The sequence below is a fragment of the Bradyrhizobium sp. AC87j1 genome (genome assembly GCF_002936975.1).
GTDB lineage: Bacteria > Pseudomonadota > Alphaproteobacteria > Rhizobiales > Xanthobacteraceae > Bradyrhizobium > Bradyrhizobium shewense.
Genome location: NZ_PTFE01000050.1, coordinates 1 through 19,531, shown reverse-complemented (window position 1 = coordinate 19,531; position 19,531 = coordinate 1). Strand labels below are relative to the sequence as shown.

17 protein-coding genes are annotated in these 19,531 nt (G+C 65.2%); 7 read left to right on the top strand and 10 right to left on the bottom strand.

All coding sequences use genetic code 11. From position 1 onward, the window contains the following. Nucleotides 1–126 precede the first annotated feature (126 nt). Genes CV770_RS23860 through CV770_RS23850 form a run of 3 tightly spaced genes read right to left on the bottom strand, consistent with a single transcriptional unit; the run spans nucleotide 127 to nucleotide 3,338 of the window. Nucleotides 127–1,323 (bottom strand): acyl-CoA dehydrogenase family protein, encoded by a 1,197-nt coding sequence (locus CV770_RS23860; RefSeq protein WP_104464079.1) that lies wholly within the window; start codon nucleotides 1,321–1,323, stop codon nucleotides 127–129. A gap of 15 nt (nucleotides 1,324–1,338) precedes the next feature. Next, complete coding sequence (locus CV770_RS23855) at nucleotides 1,339–2,478, bottom strand: acyl-CoA dehydrogenase family protein (protein ID WP_104464078.1); 1,140 nt, start codon at nucleotides 2,476–2,478, stop codon at nucleotides 1,339–1,341. A 5-nt stretch (nucleotides 2,479–2,483) separates the two neighbouring features. Beyond that, nucleotides 2,484–3,338 (bottom strand): enoyl-CoA hydratase, encoded by an 855-nt coding sequence (locus CV770_RS23850; protein ID WP_104464077.1) that lies wholly within the window; start codon nucleotides 3,336–3,338, stop codon nucleotides 2,484–2,486. Between the two features lie 270 nt (nucleotides 3,339–3,608). Here CV770_RS23850 and CV770_RS23845 point away from each other — a divergent pair, with 270 nt between their 5' ends. The 6 genes from CV770_RS23845 (at nucleotide 3,609) to CV770_RS42730 (ending at nucleotide 9,000) form a co-directional block, all read left to right on the top strand. Further along, the gene (locus tag CV770_RS23845; protein ID WP_104464076.1) at nucleotides 3,609–4,217 is read left to right on the top strand and encodes a LemA family protein; all 609 of its coding nucleotides are present in this window, start codon (nucleotides 3,609–3,611) and stop codon (nucleotides 4,215–4,217) included. A 138-nt stretch (nucleotides 4,218–4,355) separates the two neighbouring features. Next, nucleotides 4,356–5,255 carry a TPM domain-containing protein gene (locus tag CV770_RS23835; protein ID WP_201760008.1) on the top strand — a complete coding sequence of 300 codons (900 nt, stop codon included), beginning with the start codon at nucleotides 4,356–4,358 and terminating at the stop codon, nucleotides 5,253–5,255. A 5-nt stretch (nucleotides 5,256–5,260) separates the two neighbouring features. Continuing rightward, nucleotides 5,261–5,758: a TPM domain-containing protein gene (locus tag CV770_RS23830; protein WP_104464074.1), complete on the top strand. Its 498-nt coding sequence runs from the start codon at nucleotides 5,261–5,263 to the stop codon at nucleotides 5,756–5,758. 411 nt (nucleotides 5,759–6,169) lie between these two features. Beyond that, nucleotides 6,170–7,156 (top strand): hypothetical protein, encoded by a 987-nt coding sequence (locus CV770_RS23825; protein WP_201760014.1) that lies wholly within the window; start codon nucleotides 6,170–6,172, stop codon nucleotides 7,154–7,156. 92 nt (nucleotides 7,157–7,248) lie between these two features. Then, the gene (locus CV770_RS23820) at nucleotides 7,249–8,760 is read left to right on the top strand and encodes a hypothetical protein (protein WP_104464072.1); all 1,512 of its coding nucleotides are present in this window, start codon (nucleotides 7,249–7,251) and stop codon (nucleotides 8,758–8,760) included. 75 nt (nucleotides 8,761–8,835) lie between these two features. Then, nucleotides 8,836–9,000: a hypothetical protein gene (locus CV770_RS42730; protein ID WP_165637416.1), complete on the top strand. Its 165-nt coding sequence runs from the start codon at nucleotides 8,836–8,838 to the stop codon at nucleotides 8,998–9,000. Nucleotides 9,001–9,004: 4 nt separating this feature from the next. Here the strand turns inward: CV770_RS42730 and CV770_RS23815 are convergent, their stop codons facing one another. From CV770_RS23815 to putA, 3 genes are all read right to left on the bottom strand, one after another. Further along, nucleotides 9,005–9,652 (bottom strand): glutathione S-transferase family protein, encoded by a 648-nt coding sequence (locus CV770_RS23815; RefSeq protein ID WP_091958013.1) that lies wholly within the window; start codon nucleotides 9,650–9,652, stop codon nucleotides 9,005–9,007. Nucleotides 9,653–9,909: 257 nt separating this feature from the next. Next, nucleotides 9,910–11,115: a CaiB/BaiF CoA transferase family protein gene (locus CV770_RS23810; RefSeq protein WP_091958009.1), complete on the bottom strand. Its 1,206-nt coding sequence runs from the start codon at nucleotides 11,113–11,115 to the stop codon at nucleotides 9,910–9,912. Between the two features lie 327 nt (nucleotides 11,116–11,442). Then, nucleotides 11,443–14,442, bottom strand: a complete 3,000-nt coding sequence (gene putA, locus CV770_RS23805) for a bifunctional proline dehydrogenase/L-glutamate gamma-semialdehyde dehydrogenase PutA (protein ID WP_104464071.1) — start codon at nucleotides 14,440–14,442, stop codon at nucleotides 11,443–11,445. A 114-nt stretch (nucleotides 14,443–14,556) separates the two neighbouring features. On the opposite strand from putA, the gene CV770_RS23800 reads away from it, so the two are divergent. Next, entirely contained in the window at nucleotides 14,557–15,018 is a 462-nt protein-coding gene (locus CV770_RS23800; protein ID WP_018317238.1) for an Lrp/AsnC ligand binding domain-containing protein, read from the top strand. Between the two features lie 169 nt (nucleotides 15,019–15,187). Here the strand turns inward: CV770_RS23800 and CV770_RS23795 are convergent, their stop codons facing one another. The 4 genes from CV770_RS23795 to CV770_RS23780 all read right to left on the bottom strand — a co-directional run bounded on the left by CV770_RS23795 (nucleotide 15,188) and on the right by CV770_RS23780 (nucleotide 19,192). Then, nucleotides 15,188–15,388 (bottom strand): cold-shock protein, encoded by a 201-nt coding sequence (locus tag CV770_RS23795; protein WP_008134691.1) that lies wholly within the window; start codon nucleotides 15,386–15,388, stop codon nucleotides 15,188–15,190. Between the two features lie 208 nt (nucleotides 15,389–15,596). Then, entirely contained in the window at nucleotides 15,597–15,905 is a 309-nt protein-coding gene (gene sorB, locus CV770_RS23790) for a SorB family sulfite dehydrogenase c-type cytochrome subunit (RefSeq protein WP_165637415.1), read from the bottom strand. A 12-nt stretch (nucleotides 15,906–15,917) separates the two neighbouring features. Then, a complete protein-coding gene (gene sorA, locus CV770_RS23785; RefSeq protein ID WP_104464070.1) occupies nucleotides 15,918–17,117 on the bottom strand; it encodes a SorA family sulfite dehydrogenase catalytic subunit in 1,200 nt (399 codons plus the stop codon). 341 nt (nucleotides 17,118–17,458) lie between these two features. Continuing rightward, nucleotides 17,459–19,192, bottom strand: coding sequence for an adenylate/guanylate cyclase domain-containing protein (locus CV770_RS23780; protein WP_104464069.1), 1,734 nt, complete (start codon nucleotides 19,190–19,192; stop codon nucleotides 17,459–17,461). Nucleotides 19,193–19,531 lie beyond the last annotated feature (339 nt).

Genomic DNA, 19,531 nt, shown 5'->3' with positions numbered 1-19,531 from the left:
AGGAGTTTGGCGCGAGCTGGTAACTCCGAGTCCCCGCAACCACATCTCCCTGTGGTTATGGGTCCCCGCCTTCGCGGGGACGACAGCGGAGAATGCCGCGCCAACTCGAGCTAAATTCCTGGCCCCTCAAATCCCCAGCATCGTCTTCGCAATAATATCGCGCTGGATCTCCGAGGTGCCGCCGAAGATCGTGTAGGCGCGGCCGTTGAGATATTCCGGCACTATTGTCAGCATCTCCTCCGGCGTCGCGGGCTCGTGGTTGAGCTTGTAGAGCGGCCGCATGGGCTCGACGGCGAGGGCGTCGTGGCCGATCACGTCGACCCCGAGCCGCGTCACGGCCTGGCGGATTTCGCTGTTGCGCAGCTTCAGGATCGACGACACTGCGCCGGGATTCTGTCCGGTCTGCAGCGCGGAGAGCACGCGCAGCTCGGTCATTTCAAGCGCGTCGATATCGACTTCCACCTCCGAGATGCGCGCCGCGATATCGGGACTGTCGATGGCGCGGCCGGTCAGGTCCGACTCGGCGAGATCCGAAATCGCCTTCAGCCCCTCGCGCAGCTTGGCCGAGGCGATGCCCGAGCCGCGCTCGAACTCGAGCAGATATTTGCCGTAGGTCCAGCCCTTGCCTTCCTCGCCGACGCGGTTGGCCACGGGCACGCGGACGTCGTCGAAGAACACCTGGTTGACCTCGTGGTCGCCGCCGATCGTCAGGATCGGGCGTGTCGTGATCCCCGGCGTCTTCATGTCGATCAAGATAAAACTGATGCCGTCCTGCTGCCGCGGCCCGTCGCTGGTGCGCACCAGCGCGAACATGCGATTGGCGTGATGCGCATGGGTGGTCCAGATCTTGGTGCCGTTGATGATGTAGTCGTCGCCGTCGCGCACCGCGCGCGTCTTCAGCGAGGAGAGGTCGGAGCCGGAGCCCGGCTCGGAATAACCCTGGCACCAATAATCCTCGCCGGAGAGAATCCGCGGCAGGTAGAAGTTCTTCTGCTCGGGCGAGCCGAAACCGATGATGACCGGCCCGACCATCTTCACGCCCATGACATTCACATTGGGCACGCCGGCGCGCGCGGACTCCGTCTCGAAGATCCAGCGCTGCGCCGGCGTCCAGGCCGGCCCGCCATGTTCGACCGGCCAGCCCGGCGCGCCCCAGCCCTGCCTGTGTAGCGCGCGCTGCCAGGCCATGCCGATATCAGGGTCGGAGAATACCGACGGCGTCAGCGCGGTCGCGCGCTTCATCTCCTCGGTGAGATTCTTGGCGATGAAGCCGCGCACCTCGTCCTGGAAGGCGCGCTCCTCGGCATTGAACGACAGGTCCATGAGGCTCTCCCGGTATCAGGCCTTGCGGCCAAGTTCGGCATGGCGGGCATAGTGGTGCGCGCTGCCGCCGAACAGCGTGTCGAAGGCGACGAGGCGCTTGAAATAGGCGCCGACCTCGAGCTCCTCGGTGACGCCCATGCCGCCGTGGAGCTGGATCGACTGCTCGCCGACGAAGCGCGCGCATTTGCCGATCTTGGCTTTCGCGCCGGACGCGGCCCGTGCCCGCTCGACCGGCGCGGCATCTGCCTTGAGCGCAGCGCGCAGTGCCATCGAGCGAGACTCGTCGACCTGCATCGCCATGTCGGCGAGGCGATGGCGGATCACCTGGTTGGCCGACAGCGGCCGTCCGAACTGCTTTCGGATCTTGGTGTATTCGAGCGTGGTGTCCAGCAGCGTCTGCATGATGCCGACGGCCTCCGCACCGAGCGCCGCCATGGCGCAGTCAATAGCCCATTCGATGGCCGGCAGCGCGTCGTGACCGTCACCGAGCAGGGCGTCCTCCGGCAGATGCACGTCGGACAGCTCGATGTTGCAGGCGCGACCGCCGCCGAGGCGCGGATAGTCGCTGACGACGAGGCCAGGCGTTGTCGCCGGCACGAGGAACAGGTCGATCCGTCCCGAAGGCCTCTGATGATCATGAATGTGCGCGGAGACGATGAACTCGTCGGCGGCATGACCGTCGAGCACGGCGATCTTGCTGCCGGCAAGGCGCCAGCCCTGCGCGGTCCGGTCGGCGGCGGTTGCGACCCTGGCGAGATCGAACCTTGCCGCGCGCTCGGAATGCGCCAACGCAAGCTTCAATGATCCATCCGCGATCTTCAGCAGGCTCTCCTGCTTCTGCTCATTTGTGCCGCATTTGGCGATCAGTGCGGCTCCCAGCACCACGGTCGCGACATAGGGCTCCGATACCAGCCCACGACCGAACGCCTCCATCAGGATGCCTATCTCGACCGCGCCGCCGCCAAGGCCGCCGAACTCTTCCGCAATCGGCAGCGCCAGCCAGCCGAGCTCGGCGAACTGCTTCCACACCGCCGGGCTGAAGCCGAGCGGATCGTTCGCCATCTTGCGGCGGTGATCGGCATCGTAGCTTCCGGCCACGAAGCGCTCCGCGCTCTCGCGCAGCAGCCGCTGTTCGTCGCTGAGATTAAGATCCATCGCAATTACTCCGCGGCCGCCGGCGGCTTGCGCACGGAGGGATGCAGGCCTGAGGGATCGACGATCATGCCGAACTCCTGAAGATTGTGGGCATGGCAAAGCTGATGCAGCGCAAAGGCCTGGTCGATCGCGGCGGGCTGGCCCATCACGTCGACCGAGCGGTTCACCGCTTCCTTGGTCATCTTCAGCGCGAAGGCCGGCTTTGCCGCAATCCTGCGCGCCAGCTCCAGCGTGCGCGCAGAAAGCTCCGCGCGCGGCACGACCTGATTGACCATGCCGAGCTGGTGCGCCACCTCGGCGCTCCAGTTGTCGGCGGTGAACAGGAACTCCTTGGCCTTGCGCGCACCGAGCTCCCAGGGGTGCACGAACCATTCGACGCCGCAGACGCCCATGGTCACCACGGGATCGCAGAACTGCGCGTCGTCGCTGGCCATGATGAGGTCGCAGGCCCAGGCCAGCATCAGCCCGCCGGCGATGCACTTGCCGTGCACCTCGGCAATGGTCGGCTTGGCGAGGTTGCGCCAGCGCCGGGTGATCTGGAGGTAGATTTCCTGCTCGCGCGCGAAGCGGCCATGGGCATTCGGTTCAGCAAAACCGCCCCAATTTCCGATCGGTGTAAAATCGACACCGGCGGTGTTCTTGCCGCCGGGACGCAGGTCATGGCCGGAGGAGAAGTGCGGACCGTTGCCGGCGAGGATGATCACCTTGACCGCATCGTCCTGCACCGCCGCGTCGAAGGCGGCGTTGAGGTCGTAGGTCATTTGCAGGTTCTGCGCGTTGCGCGCCTCCGGCCGGTTCATCACGATCCGGGTGATGTCAGGATCCGGCCTCTCCACGAGGATGGTCTCGAACGAGGTCATCGCGTTCCCCCCGGTGCTCTGTCTTATTGTTTCCTCGAGTTGACTATGTCGGTCAGGGATAGGCAAGAGGCTTGCGTCAGTCGGCTGGGGGGCGCTCATCCAGCGCAGCCATGCCGGGATGGTCCGAAGGACCAGACCCGGAATCTCGAGATTTTCAGGTGCGCAAGGGCGCACCATAGCTCGCTTCGCGCCCCGGAATGAACCCGAAAAGCTGGCACCGCGTTATCGCTATCTGATATTGAGTTACGGGATTCCACCGGGAGAAATTTAATGCGCAAGATCCTGACCGTGCTGGCGGCGCTGGCCTCGCTGAGCCTCACCAATTGCGGCTACAACGCGATCCAGAGCGAGGACGAGCAGATCAAGTCCAACTGGTCCGAGGTCGTGAACCAGTATCAGCGCCGCGCCGACCTCGTGCCCAATCTCGTCAACTCGGTGAAGGGCTTTGCCCAGCAGGAGAAGGACGTTCTGCTCGGCGTCACCAATGCGCGCGCCAAGGTCGGCAGCATCCAGGCGACGCCCGAGGTGCTGAACGATCCGGCCGCCTTCCAGAAGTTCCAGGCCGCGCAGGGCGAGCTCTCCAGCGCGCTGTCGCGGCTGCTGGTCGTCACCGAGAACTACCCGCAGCTCAAGTCGGACGCGCTGTTCAAGGATCTGATGTCGCAGCTCGAGGGCACCGAGAACCGCATCACGGTGGCGCGCAACCGCTACATCAAGGCGGTGCAGGATTATAACGTCACCATCCGCTCCTTCCCGAGCAACCTCACCGCGATGATGTTCGGCTACAAGGAGAAGCCGAACTTCTCGGTCGCAAACGAGAAGGAAATCTCGACCGCGCCGAAGGTCGATTTCAACCCGTCGCCGGCACCGTCGAAGTAAGCGCGCGCCGTTTTGCGAATGGTCTTAATTCCACCCACCACTGTCATTCCCCGCGAAAGCGGGGAATCCAGTACGCCGCAGCCTCTCCGTATCTCGCTGGCGTCTCTGGAATACTGGATCGCCCGGTCAAGCCGGGCGATGACACTGAGTGTGTGGCGCGCGGTTTTCATTGCGGCACTCCTTTTCGCCTTCGCATCCTCCGCCTCAGCCGACGTCGCCGTGCCGCAGCTCACCGGCCGCGTGGTCGACCAGACTGGCATGCTGTCCAGCAGCGACCTCGCCTCGCTGTCGCAAAAGCTGCGCGAGTTCGAAACGCGCAAGGGCAGCCAGATCGCCGTCCTGATCGTGCCGAGCACGCAGCCGGAGACGATCGAGCAATTCTCGATCCGCGTTGCGGAGGCCTGGAAGATCGGCCGCAAGAGGGTCGACGACGGCGCGATCCTCGTCGTCGCCAAGAACGACCGGCATTTGCGCATCGAGGTCGGCTACGGCCTCGAAGGCGCGCTCACCGACGTCACCTCGCGACGCATCATCGACGAGATCATCACACCGAAATTCCGGACGGGCGATTTCGGCGGCGGCATCGCGGATGGCGTCGATCGCATGATCCGCGTCATCGACGGCGAGCCGTTGCCGGTTCCTTCTCCCACCGTCAACTTCGGCAATCTGGACGATCTCGCGCCGATCTTCATCGTGACGCTGTTCGCCTCGATCGGGGTCGGCGGGTTCTTCCGGGCCATGCTGGGGCGGCTGCTTGGATCCCTGGTGACCGGCGGCATCATCGCAGGGCTGACCTGGCTCATTCTTGGCTCCTTCGCGCTCGCCATGGCGGTCGGAGCGCTCGGCTTCATCATCGGATTCGTCGCCGATCTGTTTTCGGCGATCACGCCGGGCACTGGCCGTTCGCGCGGCGGCTCGTGGTCGAGCGGCTCCTCGTCGGGTGGCTGGAGCAGCGGATCGTCGAGCAGCAGTGACAGCGGCAGCTTCAGCGGCGGTGGCGGCAGTTTTGGCGGCGGCGGCGCCTCGGGGAGCTGGTAGCGGTCATGAGCATCAAGCGCATTGCCAGACATCTCGTGCAGCATCATTGGCGGGCAAAGCAGATCTTTCCGCTGGCCGTGCTCGCCCGCATCGAGCAGGCGATCAAGCAGGGCGAGATCACCCATTCCGGCCAGGTCCGCTTCGTGGTCGAAGGCGCACTCGACGGCCGTCCCCTGTTCCGCAACCAGCCGGCCCGCGAGCGCGCGCTCGACGTGTTCGCGCATCTGCGCATCTGGGACACCGCGCATAACAACGGCGTCCTGATCTATCTCCTGCTCGCCGACCGCGATGTCGAGATCGTCGCCGACCGCGGCATCCACGCCAAGGTCGGTGCCGAAGGCTGGGAGAGCATCTGCCGCGCAATGGAGACGCAGTTCAGGTCGGGCCAGTTCGAGCGCGGCGTGATCGACGGCATTGCGGCGGTGTCGCGCGAACTGGCGCAGCATTTTCCGCCGGGTGCATTGCATGCGAACGAGCTGCCGGACGCGCCGGTCGTGATGTGACGGTGCGGAGGCGGCCGCGCTCAACTCTCTCCCCGTCACCCTGAGGTGCGAGCGCAGCGAGCCTCGGAGGGCGACGGCCCGGCTGCAGCAGCTCGGCCGTTCATCCTTCGAGGCTCCTGGCGCGGTACTACGCACCGCGCCACTCGCACCTCCAGCGACAACGGCTTCGCCGTTGCGCGGGGATGACGGGTTGGAGATCGCGCCGTGAGTCTCCCGTTGCTCCGCCGTTCATCTTCGCCCGATTACAATTTGTTTCACGCCCGCCACACCGGTTCCACTTTCCCGGCCAAATTCGGCCCCGGATAACTTCCTAAAATTTCGGTAAGCGGGTCCGCAGGTAAGGATTTCGCAAGCAATGAAAGTTACCAAAAGGTCAACCCAGACTGGAGTATTTGAGCCGTGAGCGAACCAATGCCCGAGCAGGCTGCCCAGGACACCGGCGTCGTCGAGGCTGCTGCGACCGCGCCGCAGGCCGTCGAGGCCGCTGGGATCGAGGCTCCCTCGATTGCCCCGGACCATGAGGCACCGCCCAAACCTGATCCGATCAAGGTCGAGCCGCCAAAGATTGAGGCATCCCGGATCGACGTGCCGAAGCTCGAAGCCAAAGCCGAAACCAAGCCCGAGCCGAAGCCCGGCAAGCTGATCGTGATGGCGCCGTCGGAGCGGTCTTGGGACGGCTCTTGGGACCGTGAGGATTTTGCCCCGCATGTGAAGGCGGAGGAGCCGCGCGAGACTGGCGGCAAGCGCCGCCTGTCGGCGATGGCCGCGGTGGTGGCGATCGCCGCCGGCGTCGGCGCCATCAGCGGCGCGCTCGCGACCGCGGGCATGATGCATTTCGCCGCCCCGGCCCAGGCGCCGGTGCAGGTCGCCGACACCAGCGCGCTCGATGCTTCGGTCGCCCGGATCGATGCCGACCTCGTCGCGCTCAAGGCCAATGTCGAGCACAGCTCGAAAACCGGCGTCACCCAGTTCAACCGGGCCAACGACCGCCTCGACAAGCTCGAGAAGGCGCAGGCCGAGCCGATGGCCAAAATCGCAAAGCTGTCCGAGACCGTCGACAAGCTCCGCGCCACGCCTCCCGCCGCCCCCGCGCAGGCCGCAGCAGCGGTGCCCAAGGAGACCACCGGCTCGATCGCGCCGACCCAGGTTGCGACCGCCGCCGCCGCACCGGCCCCAGTGGCTGCCGCGCCCAAGACCGAGGTCGGCCGCCTGCCGACGGTCGAAGGCTGGCGGCTGCGCAACGCCGCCAATGGCGGTGCGCTGATCGAGGGCCGCGACGGGCTCTACGAGGTCTATCCCGGCGATCCCATCCCCGGCCTCGGCCGCGTCGATGCGATCCGCCGCCAGGACGGCCGCTGGGTCGTCGTCACCAGCAAGGGGCTGATCGTCTCGCGCTGAGCGGCTCAGATACGACTTTCGAAGGGCGCTTCACCACCATGTGAAGCGCCTTTTTGCTTGAATAGGCGGACCGCCGCGGTGTTACCTCAGGCATGAGCCGTGCGTTGCGAATTCTCCTTGCTGCCGCCGTGTTGTTCGGCGGTACTGCCGCGCTATCGGCAGCGGAGACCGCGCCGCTGACGCGTGGCACGGCCATCACCGATCCCGATCTGCTGCGCAAGCTCGACGAGGGCGACGCTCTCACGATCTCGCGCCTGTTGTCGCCGGAGCGCAAGGCGGATGGTCCGCTGACGACCGACCTGCTGTTTTCAGAGCTGTCCCAGCTCAAGGACATCCCGCCGGCGATCGACGCGGAGTTCGACCGCTACATCATCAGGCAGAAGGCGGCCTATCCGACCGAGACCATCGGCGTCGGCGAGGGCTTTGACGTGCAGCTGTTCGATCGGGCCGTGCTGAAATCCCGCGACACGCGCTTCGTGCTGGCCGGCATCGTCAACCGCATGGACCGCGCCTATGCGTCGGAGGATTCCTGCGGCGAGATCCGGCTGATCTACCGGCTGGCGCGTTTCGACGGCAAAACCGCGACGCGGTTGCCGATGACGCTCAATCTGGTGATGAAGGCGCGGGATGCGCGCCAGACGGACGCAGAGGGCAAGCCGATCAGTTGCGCCGAGCTCGCGCGGCGCTGGCTCGACAATGGCAATTGGCAAGAGCTGATCGGCAGTCGAGACGACGCCATGCTCGATCGCATCGAGACCAACATCCAGCTCTCGGTCGCGGCGAAGTCGGCGCTGCACGATTTCCGCTCCGACTATCTGCTCAAGGTGTTCAAGTACAATTCCGCCACGAAGGCCTTCGAGGAATCGACGCTGGAGAACCAGATCGACCGCGACCGGATCATGTCGGACGATGCGCTTCGGCGCGACTTCAAGGATTGGCTGCTCGCACCCGAGCATCTTCGCGAGTTCGATCGCGGCACCGTGCTGATCCCCGAGAAATTCCTGGCCAGAAGTGCGGTGGTGCCGACGCCGGCCGGCCTCGATGCTTCGGCGCTGCAGCCGGAATTCGGCATGATGCAGGCTGAAGGGGAGGGCAAAGCGGTCTTCGCCGATAACGACGTGGTCGGTGCGTTGAAGCAGGCGGTCGCGCGCGGCGACGTGCAAAACATCCGCTCGGTCGCGGGCTTTCAGCGCCGTCTCAACGACGTCACCTGCTCAGGCTGCCACCAGACCCGCGGCATCGGCGGCTTTCACTTTCCGGGCGTCGATTGGCTGGCGGACAGGTCGTCCAATGCGAGCATCGTGCCGGCCTCGCCGCACTTTCTCGGCGACCAGCCCCGCCGCCGCGACATCCTGACCACGTTCGCCACCGGCAAACGTCCTGATTTCTCACGCGGATTTGCCGGCCGACCGCAGACCCGCGGCAGCCGGGAGCTCGCCGGGAGCGAATATCAGGACGGCTGGGGCGCGCATTGCTCCCTGCAAGATGCGGGATCGGGAACGCGAGATGAGAGTTTTACGTCATGGAGCTGTGCTAACGGTCTCACCTGTCAGGCTGCCGCGGCCTCGCGCCGCATCGGCATGTGCTTCATCAAGACGCGTTAGCGCATGATCCGGAAAAGTGTGTAGCGGTTTTCCGACAAGATCATGCGCAAAACGACAAAGCGATTTGGATGATTCATGACGAATACTGGCGAAGCCAACAAGGAGCGCAATCGCGAGATTGCGCGCAATGAGGAAGTCAAGCAGGTCACCGGCAGCGCCCGGGTCAGCATCTGGGCGATCGCGATGGCCGTCATCGTCGGCGGCATCCTGTTCACGCTCGGCTGGCTGTCGCTGCGGTAGTTTCTCACTTCGCGTAGTTCGTCATCCGCTTGCCCGGCAGCAGCTCATACGCCGGCTTCCAGCCGGGCAGTGCGGCCATGCGGCCGAGCCAGGCGTGGATGGCGGGATGGCTCGCCGCGAAATCGAAGCCGTGTTCGTCGCTCGGATAATGCAGATAGGCCATCATCGAGATGTCCGCGACCGTCGGCTTTGCACCGATCGCGAATTCGTTGTGCTGGAGATGCCCGTCGAGGATGCCGAGGAAATCCTCGAGCCGGCGGCGAAAGTGTTTCAGCACCTGCGGGTCGTTCTTCTCGGTGAAGGCGCGCATGAAGCGATAGGTTGCCATGTAGCCGGTGAGCTTGTGGTTGTCCCAGAACAGCCAGCGCAGCAGCTCGAACTTTTCGTCCTCCGTTGCGGCGCCGAAGCGCCCATATTGCTCGGCGAGCTTCAAGAGGAGCGGCGCGGTCTGCGTCATCTTCACGCCGTCGACTTCAAGCACCGGGATTTCGCCCATCTCGTTGACGGCCTTGCGCCATTCCGCCGTGCGCGTGACGCCGCCGCCGAAATCGGTCCACACCGGCTCGAACCTCTCGCCGCAAAGCGTCAGCATCAGCGCCAGCTTGTAGCTGTTGCCGGATTCGGGGAAGTAGTGCAGGCGGTAGCTGGGCATGGGACCTCGCGAGGGGGATATTGACGGTGAAGTTACATCGTCTCGCGTCGTCATTGCGAGCGCAGCGAAGCAATCCAGCAATGCGTCTTGCTCAGTGTCGTCCCGGCGAACGCCGGACCCATACCGCGGAATCTATCGGTCGTAGTGCGGTAGAAGTCCCGAACGACGAGTCTTCGCCAAACTGCTCCCTGTGGGTTATGGGTCCCGGGTTCGCGCTATGCGCGCCCCGGGACGACGGCGGAGCGTGTGGTGCAGCCTCAGCCCACCGCCCCCGACGACCGCAGTTGCTTGATCGCGGTCTCGTCGTATCCCGCCTCGCGCAAAATCTCGTCACTGTGCTCGCCCACAGCGGGCGGCTTGCGCGGCTGCACCTTCTTGGTGCCGTCGATCCAGATCGGGCTGGAGATGGTCAGCATAGTGTCGTTCTCGAACGGCACCAGCACCTCGTTGTCGAGCATCTGCTTGTCGTTGGGGATGTCATCTAGAATGGCGACGACGCCGAACACGAGGCCGTTGCCGTCGAGAATCTTGCGCCATTCGGCAAGATCCCTGGTCGCGAAGGTTTCGTCGAAGATCTTGATCAGCTCCACCGAGCGGGCGTGACGGTCGGGTTTGGTGGCGAAGCGCGGATCGGTGATGAGGTCTTCGCGCCCCAGGCACTTCGCCAGCGTTGGAAACTGCTTCTCCTCGCTAAGCAGCGACAGGATCAGCCAGCGGCCGTCCTTGCATTGATAGTGGTTGGCGACTGCGTTCAGCGCACGCTCGCGCGGACGCCGCTCGCCGAACTTGGCGCCGCAGAGTTTTGCCTGCGCCAGCACGCTCGCGGCCCACACGCCGTTCGCCATCAGATTGGAGGCGACGTGCGAGCCCTTGCCGGTCTTCTCGCGCTGATAGAGCGCGGTGACGATGGCGCCGTAGAACGCCATCGCGCAGGGGTGGTCGCCCATGCCGGCGACCGAGCGGGCCGGCGTGGTGTCAGTGTCGGCGCGGACGAGGTCCATCAGGCCGGAGCGCGCCCAATAGGCGTTGCTGTCGAAGCCGGGCTTGTTGGCCTCCTCGCCCTTCTCGCCATAGCCGGTGAAGGAGGCGTAGATCAGCCGGTCGTTGAGATGGGCGAGGTGATCATGGGTGATGCCGAGCTTGGCGCGCACCGGCGGCGGCATGTTGGTGATGAAGACATCGGCCTCTTCCACCAGCTTGTAGAGCACGGCCTGCGCCTCCGGCTTGGCAAGGTCGAGCGCGATGCTCTTCTTGTTGCGGGCCTCCAGCAGCCAGGCGAAATTGTGCTCGCCGGTCGGGTAGCCCGGCAGGTTCGGCAGGTTGCGGTAGGGATCCCCGGCGCCGGGCGGCTCGATCTTGATGACGTCGGCGCCGAAATCCGACAGCACGGTCGCGGCCGCGGGCGCTGCGATGAAGCTCGCGCAGTCCAGAACCTTCAGGCCCGAAAAGATGCCTTTTTCCATCGCGGCGTTGCTCCCTCGCTCTTGTCGTTTCCCGCGCGCTGGAATTGGCGCGGGCAGGTGATGGAGCAATTAGACTGATGTTTTGCCGGGACGCAACGGCGCTCGGCGCAGGGCCCATTGCGGCGGTCGGCGTACGTCCGGTGGGCGCGAATTCCATCCCCGTCACCCTGAGGTGGCCGCTTCTTCAGCGGCCCTCGAAGGGCGACGGTCCGGCTGTATCGGGCCGTCCATCCTTCGACGCTCCCGGCGCGATGCCTGGCATCGCGCCACTCGCGCCTCAGGATGACGGAACTGATATTGCGATGCTGTGAGATCCGGACTTGCCGCTCACTCCTCCCCCGCAAGCAACGCCGCGTTGCCGCCGGCTGCGGCCGTATTGATCGTCACGGTCTGCTCCGTCGCAAAGCGCGCGAGGTAGTGCGGGCCGCCGGCCTTGGGGCCGGTTCCGGACAGGCCGTTGCCGCCGAACGGCTGCACACCGACCACGGCGCCGATCATGTTGCGGTTGACGTAGATGTTGCCGACCTGCACGCGATCGATGATGGCTTCGATGGTGTCGTCGATGCGGGAATGGACGCCGAGGGTGAGGCCGTAGCCGGTGCGCTCGATCGCCCGCAGCACGCGTTCGAGGTTTTCGGCGCGATAGCGCACGACGTGCAGGATCGGGCCGAACACTTCCTCGGTGAGCTGGCCGGCGTCCCTGAGCTCGAAGATATGCGGCGCGACGAAGCAGCCTTGCGGCGTCGTGCCGGCAAACTGCAGTTTTGCCTCACTCTTCATCCGCGCGATATGGGCGTCCAGCCGCTGCTTCGCCTCCAGGTCGATCACCGGGCCGACATGGGTCGCGACGTCACGGGGATCGCCGATCTTCAACTCGCGTGCCGCGCCCGCGATCATCTCGATCATGCGGTCGGCGACGTCTTCCTGCACGAACAGCAGCCGCAGCGCCGAGCAACGCTGGCCGGCGGAGCGGAACGCGGAGGTCACGACGTCGTCGGCGACCTGCTCGGGCAGCGCGGTGGCATCCGCGATCATGGCGTTGATGCCGCCGGTCTCCGCGATCAGCGGCACGATCGGCCCGTCCTTGGCGGCCAGCGTCCGGTTGATCGCCCGCGCAACTTCGGTAGAGCCGGTGAAGACGACGCCGGCGATATCGGGATGTGCCGTCAGCAACGCACCGAACTTGCCGTCGCCGACAACGAGATGCAGCGCATCTTTCGGGATGCCGGCCTCGTGCAGCAGGGCGACAGCTTCGCGCGCGATGCGCGGGGTCTGCTCGGCGGGCTTTGCCACCACGCTGTTGCCAGCCATCAGCGCCGCCGTGACCTGGCCGAGGAAAATCGCCAGCGGAAAATTCCACGGCGAGATTGCGACGAAGATGCCGCGGCCACGCATCGCGAGCGCGTTGCTTTCGCCGGTCGGGCCTGGCATTGCCGCATCAACGCCAAACAGCTTGCGGCCTTGCGCAGCATAATAGCGGCAGAAATCGGCGGCCTCGCGCAGCTCCGACAGCGCGTCGTCGAGCGTCTTGCCGCCCTCGATTTGCAGCAGCGCGATGAAGCGGGCGCTGCGGCTCTCCAGGAGATGCGCGGCCTGCTCCAGCGCCGCCGCGCGCGTGGTCGCCGGTGTCCGGGTCCAGGCGGCGAAGCCGGCGCGTACCGCGGCCACCGCCGCATTGGCTTGATCCGGAGTGGCATCCGCAATCGGCTCGAGATCGGTCGCCTCGGCTTTGACGTCAGCGAGCAAATGATCGAGCGCGACGCGTGCGCCGAACTCGACGCCGCGCGAATTGCGCCGCTCCGGCGCGTAGAGATCACCAGGCAACGGGATTTTGGGATGCGCCGCCGCTTGCGGCCGGACAATGGCATCCGCCGGACGCTGCAACAGCGCCGGCACCGGAACGCGATAATCGGCGGCCTGCGCCACGAACGACGAGTTGGCGCCATTCTCCAGGAGACGCCGCACCAGATAGGCGAGCAGGTCGCGATGGCTGCCGACCGGGGCATAGGTGCGGTAGGCGGTCTCGGGATGATCCTTGGCGAGCTGCTCGTAGAGCGCTTCGCCCATGCCGTGCAGGCGCTGGAATTCGAACCCGCCGCTCTTTCCGGCGAGCTCCAGCACGGTCGCGACGGTCAGCGCGTTGTGGGTGGCGAATTGCGGGAAGATGCGCGGCCGAAGACTCAAAAGCTTCGTCGCGCAGGCGACGTAGTTCAGATCCGTCATCGCCTTGCGCGTGAACACGGGATAGCCGTCGAGCCCGCGCTCCTGCGCGCGCTTGATCTCGGTGTCCCAATAGGCGCCCTTGACGAGCCGCACCATCAACTTGCGGTCATGCGCGCGCGCGAGCGAATCGACGTAATCGATCACCGCGCTGGCGCGCTTCTGATAGGCCTGGATCGCGAGGCCAAATCCGTCCCAGCCGGCCAGCGAGGGATCGGCGAGCGTTGCCGCGATCATTTCGAGTGACAGCTCCAGCCGGTCGGCTTCCTCGGCATCGACGGTGAAGTTGAGGTTATGCGCCTTGGCGCGCTGCGCGAGATCGAGCAGCAGCGGCACCAGTTCGGCCATCACGCGCTCGCGGCTGATCGCCTCGAAGCGCGGATGCAGCGCCGAGAGCTTGACCGAGATGCCGGGCCGGTCGGGCAGGGGATTGCTGCCCGCAGCCTTGCCGATCGTCTCGATCGCCCTGGCATAGGCATCGAAATAACGCTTGGCATCGGCGGCCGTGCGCGCGCCTTCGCCGAGCATGTCGAAGGAATAGCGCGGCCTCTCACCGGAGCGCGGCTTGCCCCGCTCCAGCGCCTGCTCGATGGTTTCCCCCAGCACGAAATGGTTGCCCATCAGCCGCATCGCCTGACGCGTGGCGGTGCGCACCGCAGGTGCCCCCAGCCGCTTCACCAGACGGCCGATGGTGCCGTCGGGCGTCTCTCCGGGCTGGATCACCCGCGCCGACAGGCCGAGCGCCCAGGCCGAGGCGTTGACCAGGAAGGCGGTGGACTTGGTCTCGTGGTGGATGAAGTCGCCCTCGCCGAGCTTGTCCTCGATGAACTGGTCGGCGGTGCGCGCATCCGGCACGCGCAGCAGCGCCTCGGCCAGCACCATCAGTGCCAGCCCCTCCTTGGTTGAGAGCGCGAACTCCCGCAGCATGTCCTCGACCCCGCCAAGCCGGTCGTCGCGCTTGCGGATCGCCTCGATCAGCCGCGTCGCGGTGCGGTCGATCCGGGCCTCCTGCGGCGGGGACAGATGCGATGTCGGCAAGAGGCGCGCGGCGATCTCGGCATCATCGGGCGCGTAGGGGGCGGTGAAGGGCGGCGGGATGTTCGGCATGGCGTGTCCTGTGGCTAAAATCCAGGATAAGGCCCGCGTGACCGCAGTTCGATAGACAATCTAGGCGATTTGCCTTAGAAAATGAAGACGAGAAGCAGATTGGCCTGATAAATCATGGAACTCGATCGAATCGACCGGAAGATCCTCTCGATTTTGCAGGAGGATGGGCGCATCGCCAATGTCGAACTCGCCGAGCGCATCGGGTTGTCGCCAACCTCGATCGGCGAGCGACTGAAGCGCTTGCAGCGCGAGGGCTTTGTCGAAGGCTATGGCGCGCGGCTCAACCCGCACCGGCTCGGTCTCGGCCTGTTGGTGTTCGTCGAGGTGCTGCTCGACAAGACCACGCCGGACAATTTCGAACGGTTTGCACGCGCCGTGAAACTCGCGCCCGAGGTGCTGGAGTGTCACATGGTTGCCGGCGGCTTCGACTATCTTGTGAAGGCGCGGCTCGCGGACATGGCGGCGTATCGACGCTTCCTCGGCGAGACCCTGCTGTCGATGCCGGGCGTGCGCGAGACGCGGACCTATGCGGTGATGGAGGAGATCAAGCGCGACGCACCGTTACCGGTGGGCTGACGAAGTGCCGTCGCGATTGTCATTGCTGAGGCGTTGAACGAGCGGTCCTCGCGGGAAATAGCTCTCCGTGTGCAGTCGCAACGCCTGTCGTCGAATGCACTGGCCGTCTTCTAAAATTTTCTTGGCCCGGCTCCCGGAAGGGTCCGGGAGGCAGCAGAAGCTGGCGGGCTTATACTTTGAGGTTCTCTGCGGAGGTCTTGCCCCGGTTTGCGATCTCTTCGTATTCCACCGTCTGTCCTTCGTTCAGGGACGACAGACCGGCTTTCTGCACTGCCGAGATATGCACGAACACATCCTTGCCGCCCGACGCAGGCTGGATAAATCCATAACCCTTCGTCGGGTTGAACCACTTGACCGTACCTTTAGCCATCACGACTTCTCCGCGGGTCTTCCTCCGAGATCTCGAACCGCCAGTCCCCGCCAACCGGCCGGTTCGGTCCTAACAGGATACGCGGAATGTGGCCGGCTTGGTAGCTCAAACCACATCGGCCTTTCGCCGAATTCCGCTCAACTTCGCGGCGTTTTTGCCGGTTTTGCCCGTTTCGCGGTCAAATGGCCCGCGTGCTGCGCGCTGTCCGTCAATACGTCGCGGCCAGGTAATCGACGATCTTGCCGACATCGGCATCGTCGATCGGTGCACCATAGACCTTGATCATCTTTGTCACCTCGGCCTGCCAGAAGCCTTTCTTGTCCTTCATCGGCGGTTGCGTCTTGACGTAGTCGGCCGAGTGGCAGGCGCTGCAATTGCCCTGGACGACCTCGAGATTGGGCCCCGCCTTGAAGGCGGCGACCTCGTCCGGAAGCTGATAGTTGACGGGCGCCGCGGTCACGGCCGTCAGTCCGGTGGTGAGGGCGAGGGAGGCGGCGAGGAGAACGGTGCGCTGCATGATCATTCTCCCTCAGGCCACGGTGACGCGGACGGTTTCGACGACGTTGCGTAGATAACCCGCCGGGTTCCAGCGCGGCGTATCCGGCTGCGTCTCGCCGCCATTGCCGGTGGCACGCACCTTCAGCTCGAACTGGCCGGAAGCAAGCTTCACCGGCAGCATCCATTCGCGGAAGGAGTATTTGCCGAGATCCTTGCCGAGCTTGGCGCTCGTCCAGGTCTTGCCGCCGTCGGTGGAGATTTCGACCTGCTTGATGCCTTTGCCGCCGTCGAAAGCGATGCCGCGCAGCGTCGTGCGTCCCGCCTTCAGCTTGGCGCCATCAGGCACGTTGGTGATGAAGGAGCGGATGGTGAAGCGGTTGATCGGGATCGTTGCCTTCGGCGCGGTGCCGGGCTCGACCGAATTGTTCGGCGTATCGGGAATGCGATAGGCCGACTTCATCCAGAAGCCGTCATAGACGTTGTCGATGACGGTGATCTCGTTGAGGTGCTTGACCCAGTAGGTGCCGTAATAGCCGGGCACGATCAGGCGCAGCGGGAAGCCGTTGAGGAACGGCAGGTCCTCGCCGTTCATGCCATAGGCCAGCATCACCTCGCCGTCGGTGGCGTGAGCGATATCGAGTGCCTTGACGAAGTCAGGCGTCTTGTCGCTGACCGGCCCGTCCATGCCGTTGAAGGTGACCTGCTTGGCGCCGCTCTGCACGCCGGCCATCTCCAGCACCGCTTTCAGCGGCACGCCGCGCCAGCGCGCATTGCCCATCGCGCCGTTGGCGAGCTGGCCGCCGGCGACGCGCGGCTCGAAGAAGCCGCGGCTGTTGCCGGAGCACTGGTTGACGGCGACGATCTCGGTCGCCTTCATCTTCCTGATGTCTTTCAGTGAAAGTTTCAGCGGCTTGTCGACCTTGCCCTTGACCTCGAGCGTGAACTTGTCGGGGTCGAGATTGTAGGGCAGGTCGGAGAGGTGATAGCGCACGAAGAACGCATTGTTCGGCGTGATCGGACCGTCGTTGAAGATCGCAAACGGCGTCTCGAGCTGCGGCGGCCGGCTGGTTAGCCCAATCATCGCTCGCTTCTGCGGGTATTTCACCAGCGGCCGTTCGCCATTGGCGAAGGGCAGGGTCACGGTATCGAGTGCCAGCGCCTTGGTGGAATTGAGTGTGGCCGCAAGTGTGGCAAGCCCCGCTCCTTTGAGCAGGTCGCGTCGATCGAACATCTGGTCCCCTCCCGGAGCTTTTCGTTGGCTCGCGGTCATCACCGCGAGCCGCGCTCATCTGTCGCAACGATTTGAACGAAGTCAATTCGTGCTTTCGCAGCAGGCCCATGCCGCTGCGTTGCAGCACGCCGGTGTTACGTGGGGACGACGTTGGTTGTTTGACTCAATGCCGCCGCGTGCTCGCTGCACCTCGCCCGCTTGCGAAGAGGTCGCGCCCCGGGCGATGCGAAGCATCGTCCCGCGCGCGGGTGAGGGCTTTCTCCTCTTGGGGATTGTCCCGTTGCGGAGACACCCTCTCCCGCAAGCGGGAGAGGGAGCGCGCCGCCTCCGTCGCTCGCACCTTAAGCCGCGACGCGCTCGCTTCGATCGACCAGCTCCGCCAGCTCCCGCGCATCCGCGACGACGCGCACGGCCATCGGCTCGTCGCGGCCGCGGATCGCGACCTCCTGTTGCGGCAGCGTATCGTCGGCGAGGCCCGCGGTGCGGCGGATTTCGTCCGAGACGATCGCCTCGCAGGCCAGCGTCTTGGTCATGTCCTGCAGGCGGGCGGCGACGTTGACGGCATCGCCCAGCGCCGTGAAGACGATGTGATCGCGATAGCCGATGTCGCCGATGATAACCTCGCCGCCGTGAATTCCGATGCCGAAGCGGATCGGCTGGCGAAGATCGTGGCTCAACAGCTGGTTCAGCTCGTCGATATGGGTGGCGATGCCGCTGGCAGCCTTCAGCGCCTGCCGGCAGGCGGTTTGCGGATCGGCCGTGAGCCCGAACAGCGCCAGCATGCCGTCGCCGACGAACTGGTTCGGCTGGCCGCCATTCTCGATCACGGCCTGCGAGACCGCGCCGAGGAAGCGGTTGACGATGAAGACGGTGTCGAACGGCAGCCGCTTCTCGGCGAGCTGGGTCGAGCCGCGCATGTCCACGAACAGGCTGACGAGATAGCGCTCCTGGCCGATCCTCGCCGGCGCCGAGGCCTGCGCGTTGGCCGACGACGTTTGCGGGGTGAACAGCTGGAAGAAGGAGAGATCCGACGTCGGCCGCAGCTGGCAGGCCAGCCTGATCGAGGGGTCGTTGGTGCCGACGCGGGTCAGCACGAAGGCCTCGCGCTGCGACGGCTCGGGCAGGACGCCATGATCGCCGATGACACGGATGCGGCAGGTCGAGCAGCGAGCGCGGCCGCCGCAGACGCTGGCATGCGGCAGATTGTGCCGCAGGCTCGCTTCCAGCACGGAGAGGCCCTTGGGAACCCGCACCGTCCTGCCGTTGCCGTAGGACAGCGCGATCATGCCGCCGCGCCGCTCGCGCCAGGCCCGCACGCCGCGTGCGGCCAGCGCCAGGCCAAGCAGCCCAAAATAGGTGATGGTGAAGGCGCCGGTGATGCGATCGAGCGTGTTGCCTTCCGCGACCGTGCCGACCTGGCGTCGCGTGAGATTATGCGTGCGCCATTCCCCGTCGTCGGCCTCGATCGCTACGCTGCGGCCGCCCTGGTAGATGCCGAGCAGCGACAATGTCGGGATCAGCACCGCAGCGGCGAGCAGATAGGGTGCCGCGCGCGCGAAGAACGGCTTGAGGCGGAGCCAGAAATAAATTCCGATGCAGCCGTGCACCCAGGCGATGAGCAGCAGGATCGTCATCTGCCAGAGCCGGCCCGGCGCCGCGACGAAGAACAGATAGAGCTCCTGCGGATAGAGCTTCTGGTGATCGTACAGCGTGTAGCCGAGTCGCACCCCGACCACGTGTGCCATGACCAATGCGGGGATGCTGAGGCCCAGCACGAGCTGCAGCGGCTCGATCGTTCGCCAGCGGAACTGCCGGCGCTGATACAGCGCATAGATGCCGAGCCCCATATGCGTGAGCGCGGCGGTGTAGAACACGATCGAGACGGGGAGGAACTGCCAGAAGACGGTGTGGTAGTAGACCCCGGCCTCCATGGCCTCGACCGAAATATTGCCGAGCGCATGGTTGAGGAAATGGCTGATCACATAACAGAACAGGATCACGCCGCAGACGAGCCGCACCTGCCGCACGCTGGTCCCGCGGACGAGTTCGGAGATGGATGCAGCAGCGGTGGCCATGATTCGGTTGTATCAGTTCATGAAGGAGAACAGCCAGCGTAGCGTTTAATTCCCGACGTGGACAGGCTGTGGGATCACATGCGCGGCAAGGGAGCCACACTCCGCTGTCGTCCCGGACAAGCGCGCCCTCAGGCGCGCGCCGATCCGGGACCCATAGCCCCAGGGAGTGGTTTGTGGCGGGCTGGCAACTCCGAATCTTCGCCAAACTCCTCCCTGTGGTTATGGGTCCCTGTGTCTTGGAAGTCTGTCAGGATGGGGTTGGGCGGGAAGCCGTTGGGTCCTTGGCGCTTGACGCCGTGAGCCGGCTCGGTCTCCCGCCCGTTCCATTACCAACCTGAA